The sequence below is a fragment of the Methylobacterium planeticum genome (genome assembly GCF_008806345.1).
Taxonomy (GTDB): Bacteria; Pseudomonadota; Alphaproteobacteria; order Rhizobiales; family Beijerinckiaceae; genus Methylobacterium; species Methylobacterium planeticum.
On record NZ_VZZJ01000060.1, the window covers coordinates 1 to 8648 of the forward strand.

8 protein-coding genes and 1 pseudogene are annotated in these 8648 nt (G+C 58.5%); 2 read left to right on the forward strand and 7 right to left on the reverse strand.

Translation table 11 applies throughout. The features are described from left to right. Positions 1-23 precede the first annotated feature (23 nt). Both F6X51_RS27290 and F6X51_RS27295 read right to left on the reverse strand, forming a co-directional pair. A pseudogene (locus F6X51_RS27290) lies at positions 24-284 on the reverse strand (transposase); the annotation flags it as partial. Between the two features lie 127 nt (positions 285-411). Further along, a complete protein-coding gene (locus F6X51_RS27295) occupies positions 412-780 on the reverse strand; it encodes a helix-turn-helix domain-containing protein (protein ID WP_150967189.1) in 369 nt (122 codons plus the stop codon). Between the two features lie 511 nt (positions 781-1291). Between F6X51_RS27295 and F6X51_RS27300 the strand changes: the two genes are divergently transcribed. Both F6X51_RS27300 and F6X51_RS27305 read left to right on the forward strand, forming a co-directional pair. Beyond that, entirely contained in the window at positions 1292-1714 is a 423-nt protein-coding gene (locus tag F6X51_RS27300) for a hypothetical protein (protein WP_150967201.1), read from the forward strand. 175 nt (positions 1715-1889) lie between these two features. After that, entirely contained in the window at positions 1890-2537 is a 648-nt protein-coding gene (locus tag F6X51_RS27305; RefSeq protein WP_150967203.1) for a class I SAM-dependent methyltransferase, read from the forward strand. 86 nt (positions 2538-2623) lie between these two features. On the opposite strand, the gene F6X51_RS27310 is transcribed toward F6X51_RS27305, so the two are convergent. From F6X51_RS27310 to F6X51_RS27330, 5 genes are all read right to left on the reverse strand, one after another. Next, on the reverse strand, positions 2624-5206 hold the full coding sequence (locus F6X51_RS27310) for a methyltransferase domain-containing protein (protein ID WP_150967204.1): 2583 nt from the start codon (positions 5204-5206) through the stop codon (positions 2624-2626). Between the two features lie 269 nt (positions 5207-5475). Continuing rightward, the gene (locus F6X51_RS27315) at positions 5476-6273 is read right to left on the reverse strand and encodes a SapC family protein (protein ID WP_150967206.1); all 798 of its coding nucleotides are present in this window, start codon (positions 6271-6273) and stop codon (positions 5476-5478) included. Between the two features lie 44 nt (positions 6274-6317). Next, positions 6318-7871 carry a class I SAM-dependent methyltransferase gene (locus F6X51_RS27320; protein ID WP_150967207.1) on the reverse strand — a complete coding sequence of 518 codons (1554 nt, stop codon included), beginning with the start codon at positions 7869-7871 and terminating at the stop codon, positions 6318-6320. A gap of 116 nt (positions 7872-7987) precedes the next feature. Then, the gene (locus F6X51_RS27325) at positions 7988-8374 is read right to left on the reverse strand and encodes a hypothetical protein (protein WP_150967209.1); all 387 of its coding nucleotides are present in this window, start codon (positions 8372-8374) and stop codon (positions 7988-7990) included. Between the two features lie 20 nt (positions 8375-8394). After that, the coding region (locus tag F6X51_RS27330) for a transposase (protein ID WP_191970307.1) at positions 8395-8648 on the reverse strand (254 nt) is incomplete at its 5' end.

The window sequence follows — 8648 nt, forward strand, 5'->3', positions numbered from 1 at the left end:
CGGCGAACGGCTAAGCCTCACCACTTTCGCTTGAGCACATCCTGCAGCATGGAGCGATCCAGCGTCAGGTCGGCGACAAGCCGCTTGAGCTTGCTATTCTCGTCCTCCAGCTGCTTGAGCCGCCGGATCTCCGGCACGCCCATGCCGACGAACTGCTTCTTCCAGCGATAAAAGGTTGGCTCGGACACGCCCATCTTCCGGCAGACCTCGTCCACCGTTGCACCGTTTTCCGCCTGCCGAAGGGCAAAGGCGATTTGCTCGTTCGTGAAGCGCTTGCCAGGCATGGCATCCACCCTCCTTCAGGGTTCAGGATGCCCGAAAAACTCGCGCTTAGCGCGGACCAGTTTGCTGGGTCAGGGTCAACCGGGCATCGACAAGTCCGGAGGCGCAGCCAGCGGCTGAGGCAGGCCCTTAGCTCTCGTTAACGAGGCGCAGTCCCGGCGTCGCGGCCTGGCTCTTGTCGGTGGCCCCAGCCGGCGAAGTCTCACCCCCGAACAGGATCGCGTAGGTCTCAGGGTCGTAGTAGGGCAGGATCGTCTTGGCGAAGTCGGCAGCCGGGAGACCCAGCGCCTCGGCCCAGACCCGCAGCTTCTCTGGCGGAACGCGCCCCCGCCCGGTCTCGATCTGAGAGATGAAGGTGTAGACCCCGGCGCCGACCAACGCGCACAGCTCGCGCTGGGATAGGCCGCGCGCCTCGCGCAGATGCTTCAGGAGACGCCCGCCTTCGCGGCGGAGTTCCTGAACCTCCGGATTGGAGAGGCGCTGGGTGTTGGTGAACATGGGCCTCGGCCTGAAAGAAGTGCGTTGGGGTATTGTTCTATCATACCCTAGGCAAGTTGCATCCACAACGGGCTTGGTCCGGCGGGGATCTACCTTCGTGTGGTTTATGAGACACGCAAACAAAACCCCAGGGACGGATCAAATTTCGCCAACGATTCCATTCGCCGTCTCAGCATACGCTCGGCCGATCCGACCGCTTAAGTCATTGACAAGATGCACTTTTCGCTGGCCAAAGCGCCTCAAATGCTGTCCGCCGATCTAGGCTAGTCTAGGCGCGCGGCGTTTCGGGTACGTTTGAAAATCACGCTACAGGCTCCTTGGCGCCTGTTCGCAGGGCGCCAAGACCGGCCTCCGGGTGGCTCAAAAACTCAGTTGAAGACGACCTCGATCTGAGCCCAACTCAGTACGGATCCTGGCTTGCGGCCAGCGAAGCATGGAAGTTGTCGGGGCGACGGTGGCAGATAATCGGGGTTGTATCGGCGCGTCGCGGCACCCTGGGGACACGCCAACGTTGACCACGAGCGTCAGGATTGACGGCCGGATTTTTATTAACCGTTTCCTGTGCCCACTCTGTCGAGCGGATTTGCTCCGCAGCGACGACGGAGCGACCTTGCGGTGCGGCAACGGCCATCGCTACATGTCCGAGTTCGGTGTGCTCGGCTTGTATGCCGGTGATAAGGAACAGACCGCTGCTCAAGGACAGACGGCCGTCCAGGATGAGGCGATCCTCTCCGCCATTGGAACCGCACTCGGCTTCGGAACAGACGAACTCAAGACCGTCAGGTTCTTGATGACCCGATGCACCTCCAGACGGGTCAGGCTGAGGCGGATCAGCGGGCTCTGTCGGTCCCGGAACAGCAATTCGAAGGACCGCGGCGTGATGTTGACGTCGACACTCTCGGCCAACCAGGGGGCCGAGTACGTTCAGCCATGACCTACCGCCAGCGCCCGTCAGTTTCTCGGATTTGACCAACCAGCTACACAGGGCCACGGTCATGCAACAGGCTTTCAACTGACCCGGTTCAGGCCATCGGTCGGGTCATTTCGTGCGGGGAAACTGCTACTATGACGCCACCGCTGCTGGCGGTTGACTTACTAGGAGTGAATGCATGCCTCAGACGGTGGAAGATGACGTCGCCTCGACGTCATGGTTTCATAGGATTGATCTTGGCGGAGGAATTACGACCCCAGGAATTGATGATACGCCCTTCAAGCTCACGAAACTTCACCTGCCGCAGGATCTGAGCGGAAAATCAGTCATCGACATTGGTTGCTGGAATGGCGCTTTTTCGTTTGAATGTGAGCGACGTGGAGCGAAGCGCGTGCTGGCATCCGATTGGTATTGTTGGCAGGGGTCCAGCAAACTCGGCTTCGACATCGCCAAGAAGGCGCTCGGTAGCCGCGTCGAAGAACTTGAGATCAAGGTCGAGGACATCACAGCCGCGACGGTCGGCACGTTCGATCTTGTTCTATTTCTGGGCGTGCTCTACCACGCGCCGGACCCAATTGGTTACCTGCGCCGGGTCCGTGAGGTTTGTAGTGGCATGGCAATTATCGAGACGCTGGTCGATGCCGAAGACTATCCGCGTCCCGCCATGGTCTTCTACGAGGGAAACACCGAAAACAGCGACTCTAGCAACTTCTTCGGCCCGAATCGGTTAGCTTGCGAAGCTATGCTTCGAGAAGTCGGGTTTCGCGAGGTCCGAATGGTCGATGAATTTTACGGCAATCGCATGGTATTTCACGCATTTGTCTAATTCATGCGCCGAGCGATCCTGCACTTGAGGAGCAGGGATGCTGCCGCCGCAGCATCCCTCACCTTGAAGGTATGAGCCGCGCTTAGCTAAGCCGCAGTTGCATGCGGGAGAAGATGAATTGTGAAATCGGAAGCGCTGCCGATTGGCACCCCGTTTCGCGTCACGGTCAAGCTTACCGCCCAGGCACCGACCTGTTCGGGTACCGTTAGATGACTTGAGAGGGTCACCGCGCGACCGCGCCAGATCATTTCTGAGCGAAGTTCGCCCGCCTGTTCCATGGGTGTCAACGGAGACGCATGATAAACTGCCCCTCCGGATATCAAAGCTAGCTCGTAAGTGTCCGGAGCCGTCCAACGCTCATTGCCTTCATTCCGCACTACCGCTGACAGTCTGATGTAACTACCTCGTTCTATGTGTTGCGGGATGTCATGCCATAGAATTCTGGCTGAACACTGAGGCCTACCATTTACACGGGAGGCGCCTTCGGCAGTTGTATCGATGTATTCATACGCATTTCTCGTGTTGGAGAAAACATCCCGATTTGTGTGCTTATTTGGATGCACGTATGGACCATCAGGGTCGGACGCATAAATTCCGGAACCTTCATCGTACTCATTCCAGCTTTCAACATAAACTCGATGAACGTATGGAACGCTGGCGCACGCAATCTCCCAGGCGCGGCGATAATTTACCCCGCCATCACGTGGCAAGAGATACCCGGGTGAGCGTATGTTCTGATCCCAATACCCGGGCTGGAGATGCCATGAGTGCAGATCGTTGTGCACGCATTGGATGGCATATGAGTAACCGGAAAACATAATATGCCGCTCGTCAGAAAATGGAAGATCTGGGTCAACCAGAGCCGCCGTAATCATATAAATCCCGGTGCCGAGTTGAGGAATTTGAGCACCCAGAGCGGCACAAAGCCGTGAAGCCAAGTCTTCCCGAGAGAATTGCTGCACTTGGCCGCAAAGATGTTTCACCCACCAAGTCGAAAGGACAAGCCGACCGTCGATTGTCAGCAAATACGAAGCAGCTTGATCGTCAGAATTTGTCGAGAAATACTGATTATACCATCTGATGTACTCAGCGGCGAATCGATCTTTGCCGATGTCCGTCCCAACGTCAATGTTCGGATCTCTCCAGAGCCCGAACGGATCGAGATAGGGGCAGATTTTCGGAACATCCCACCCCTGTTTTCGAAGATTGGCGTAGGCGCGGAAAAAAGCAATTCGCTGCTCTTCAAATTTATCGATTAAATGCAGATAAATGGCATCAACATTGGCCATCATCATCTGCTTGATCTGTTCCTCGAAGAAATTCGGGGAACCGTCCCATGTGGATCGTCCGCCGATAGGAGGCCACGGGCCGAACAAATTTCCATCCGACTCAGTGAACCAATGAAACACCGTTGTAGATACGATGACTTGTGTCATCGTGAAACCATATCCCGGCTGAAAATCGATGCTGCCCCGTGGAAGAAGATGCTGAACTGCGCCTGGGTCCACACGCGAGGGAAGTCCCGACCGCCCGCGGCGGCGCCAAGTAAATGCTTCAAAGTAGATTACTTGGTTCGCGTCGGCTTTCGAGTTCTTTCGTCCTGTCGGTTGAAGCGTGATGGACGTGACATCTGTAGTCCGCCTATCCGAAACCCAATTCTTCCATCCCGGCACCTTCGTGTAGAGATCGACTTCGGTGACCGTGCTGCCGTCAGATACTTGAGCAATGCCGCTCCATCGATGGCACCACATCCGGCATACCACGCCATCACTCGGCGGCCGTTGTATGGTGACGGTTTGCGCCGGATCGGTGAGCAGGAGGCCCTCCAGTCCAAACTCAAGCGGCAGATACGTGTCGGAGCCTGAGATACGAACGCGATCTGCTGGTATGTCCTCAATTTCGTAGGTCGCCGAAACGTGTGCTTTCTTGACCGCTCGCAGGACGATACCAGTCCCCAAGTGCGGTTCATCCTTGAACTGTCGGCTCCAAGCCTCGGCCCGCGGGCGGTCTGCAATTTCGCGATCCTCCTCATGACTGCCAAAGCTGCCGTTGAAGCCATATACCTCCTTAATAACAAAAAATTCGGATATCATTGATACGAGTTCTTGATAGTCGAATAACCAGAAGTGCTCAGGACTTGTGCAATACTCTTCGTCGGCACCTTTGTACAAAATCGCGTCTTTGTTTGGGGTAGTTACTACTAACTGTCCGTCTGACTTCAACACACGGTGTATCTCAGACAGAAATCGCGGCGGAAACTTGACGTGCTCGATACTTTCTCCTGAGAAGAAAAGATCAGCACTGCCGTCTGCCAGCGGGATATCCATCCCATCTGACTGATACGTGCGAAAATTATTCGCGTATGTTGGGTTGGTGTTCGCGATAAGTTCGCGTGACATCTCAAGCGCGGAATTTGAAATGTCCATCCCGATGGCATGCTTGCAAGTTTGCAACTTGCTATAAACCGAGCCGAAGCCCCAACTGCCGATTCCAAAATCGACGCAGGTCATTCCTCGAATGTCGCCAACGGACAAACTGTCAAGCAGCGCGACGCGTCTTGCATGGCCGCATTGACTAATCAAAGGGATATCGTCCCATCCCCCATAAAGACCTTGGGGTCTCTCGAACATTCCATCGAGCGCGGACGAAACTTTGCTTGTTGTCACCATTTTGTGACATCACCCATTCTCGTGTGAAACGACAACGATTTGACTACCGTACGCGCTCGTACGTATGCGCTCGTATGTGCTACGTCTTCGCCTCTGATGCGAGGCTGGTGGGCCAAGTGCTTCGCGTCGCCGATTGCGTCTCGACGGTTGTAATACGGCATCACCTGAGGGCGATCTAGGGTGTTCGGTCGCTTGGGTCGTCTGGCCGTGCCTTTAGAGAGACGCGGTCGCGTTCAGTCGGCTGGCTAGATACAGACATCAGCACGAAACTAACGCCCGATCTTGCTCCAATCCCAGTCGATGGTGTTGTCCTCGGGCAGAGTCACCATTGGCTTGACCGCGGCCTTCGCGCGCTCGGCCGCTTCTCCCTGTGCACGGGCCTGAGCCAGTTCGCCGAGGGTAGAGAGATTGCCCATCGAGAGGAGTTGCGCATAGGCGACGCCGACGACGCCTGTCCGACGAAGCTGGCCGAAGGCGGCATCATCAAGGGTGTTCAGTGCCGTCTCATTGATACGACTCAGGCCAGCGATCTGCCGCGAACCGGTCTCGCCCTGGATTGTGATCGGCCACGGCTCGATCACGCCGGCTGCGTGAAGCTGGCCACACGCGTGGGCGAGGACCACTTCACTCTTCGCCGTCTCCTGGAGGAAGGCCCAAACCTGCTGAACAGAGCCGCTGAGTTCGCCGCCGTCTTCGAAGAAGGTTTCGCCTTCATTGCTCTCCACGACGAGTCCGCTCGCCTCATCGATGCAGAGCATCGGCTGGACAGCCTCATTCCAGCCGATGCGGAAGGGGTAGGCTCGAAAGACCGATGGGACGTACCCAACGACCCAGTTTCCACTCGATGCCACGTATAGGTTCTGCCCAGGGAGAAGGCCAAGAACGGCAGCGAGCGTCCATCCGCCCTCACGCTCTACGAAGGCCAAAGGCAACGCCAGAGCGGCCTTGCCGACCTCAGCGGCGGCAAGGGGAGCGATGGCAGTCGTGGCCGTGAAACCGTAGCCATTGTAGCGCCGCCAGCGAAGCCCGGCGTGGCGCTCACGTGAAAGTGGCTGGATGCTGCTCATCGGGGCTCTCTCATTCGAGAGCCCCTCCAGCACCAGGAATGCGGCTAGAGGATGCCGAGGCGGTGCCAGACCGGGAGCTTCTCGTTCAGGAAGGTGGCGGCATCCGCTCGGACGACATTTTGGCGTTCGGCAGGTTCCGTGACGGGCTTGCCCTCCTTCACCCAGTTGATGCCGAGCCGCTGCATGGTCTGAATGACATGCGCAGTCATCGTCTCAGCAGTCTTATCTTGGCCGGCGAGCACGGCGGCGAGCATCAGCAGTTCGCTGTGAGGAACTTGAATGCCGGAGCCGGCACCCGGCGCAGCCAGGAAGCTGTAGACCCGTCCCTGGAGCATCTTCTCGGCGATGACACGGTTGAGTCGCTGGGCTGGTTTCGGATCGAACTCTGGGCCGGTCTGGCTGGGGACGGGAACCGGCAGTACCTGCCCACTGTGGACGAACAGGCCGACGGCCTGCAGAGTTGCACCGGCACCACCTTGCCGGAACACGGGCAGCGCAGCAATCTCGGCAAAGCTCGCCGTCTTCTCCGCCAGCAGGTCGGCCACAGCACCGTAGATCTCGGCGTTGCCGTCAAGGTCACCCACCGGGCTCGGGAACTTGAACGTTACCTTCGAGCGAGGCAGAGCGAGGGCGAACCGCATCCCGTTCAGGATGGCGTTGTGCTCGGCCGGGTTAAGGGTGCTGACCCCACGGGCGAACAGGTCGCGGCGGAACTGTTTGTTCGAAGCGATGTCCCGCAGCGTCTCCTTGAAGATCGGGTCGGTCTCGGCCCCGATCCGAGCACGGGTGCCCTCAGGCACCGACAGCCCGTCGATGTTCTCAACGAGCGTGGCAGATCCTATGAAGCCGAGCTTGGCCCGGCCAAACATCTCAGCCACATCGGCCACGTGGAAGATGAACCAGTTGGCGTTCAGGTACTCGTGGGCGAGGTAGTTCTTGTCGAGCGTGGCCATCTTCTCGACCCGCTGCTCCAGGCCAGCATTGGCTTTGAAGTAGCCAGCGCCCTCGCTCATCAGGGCCTTGACGAGGTCGAGGCCGGAGCCGGTCTGCTGGTCGGAGCGGCCGGCGACACGCTTGGCGTTCTCCCGCATCAGCCGCTGGAGCGGCAGGACCGAGGCCCAGCCCGGCATGCAGTTGTAGGAGACGTAGAGCAGACCACCGGGCTTGAGCCGCTTGCGAGCGATTTCGACGATAGCCTCATGTGCCTCGGCTGAGACCCAGGTCAGGATGCCATGCAGCACAATGAGGTCGAGGTCATGCTGGCCTTCCTGCGCCTCTCGGGCGACATCCTGGAAGCTCGCCTCCCGCATCGTGATGTTTGTCAGTTCCGCTTCGTCGGCGAGTCCTCGGGCATGGGCGACGTGCAGCGGATTGAAGTCCACCCCCTCGAAGTGGGTGCCCGGATTCGCAGCAGCGTTGATGACGAAGCCGAGCCCCATGCCGAAGCCGAGTTCGAGGACACGTTTAGGGCGTAAGCTGAGGCCGGGATGTTTGCCGACGCAGGCTGCGGCGAAGGCGATATGGGCAGGCACCGTCTCCCGATAGAAGCCGAGCGCGTAGGGGATGTCGGCGATGTAGCCTTCGGTCCAACTGCTCATTTCAGCCCCATACTAGTGATGGTTAACGGTGCACAAACGGAAACGGCAGGAAGCCGAAGCTCCCCGCCGTACCGTCTAGGCGGACCTGCCCTGTAGGACAGGTCCTATGATGTGACTTACGCCGTAAAGGTGAAGTCCGCCAGGGCGGGTGCCGCCGTCGCGACGAGCTTGACCGCCAGATCGGTGCCAGCCTGGAAGCTGCCGTCCTTGTTGGCATCGACGTACACGAAGGTATCACCGCCGGCCGTTGTCACAGTAGCAACAGCGCGCTGGTCGCCACCGGCACCGAAGAAGTTCGACGCCTGAGCAGCCGCAACTTCACCCGTGGTAGCGTTGACACCCGTGGTAGCGTTAGTGCGGACCGATGCAACCGAAGCGCCCGTGAAGCCGAACGACGACAGGTCGATCTTATCCGTGCCGGTCGCGAAGGCCGTGATCGAATCGAAGTTGTTGGCACCAGCAGTGACACCAGCAAAGCTGTCGCCAGCCGCATACTTTACCACGTCATACCAACTCTCACTGATCAGAACTCATGAGCCCATGCGCGTAGGCCGATGGACATGATGCGCCAGGGCTGGTCGATGAGCCTGTTCCAGGCATCGCAGCTTTGGTCGAGAATGGCCTCGTATGAGGCGAAGATCCGGTTGCCGAGCCAGTTCTCGCGCAGGAATTGCCAGAGGTTCTCGACCGGGTTCAGTTCGGGAGAGCGCGCTGGCAGCGGCAGCAGGGTGATGTTGGCCGGGATCACGAGCTTCCTGGTCATGTGCCAGCCGGCCT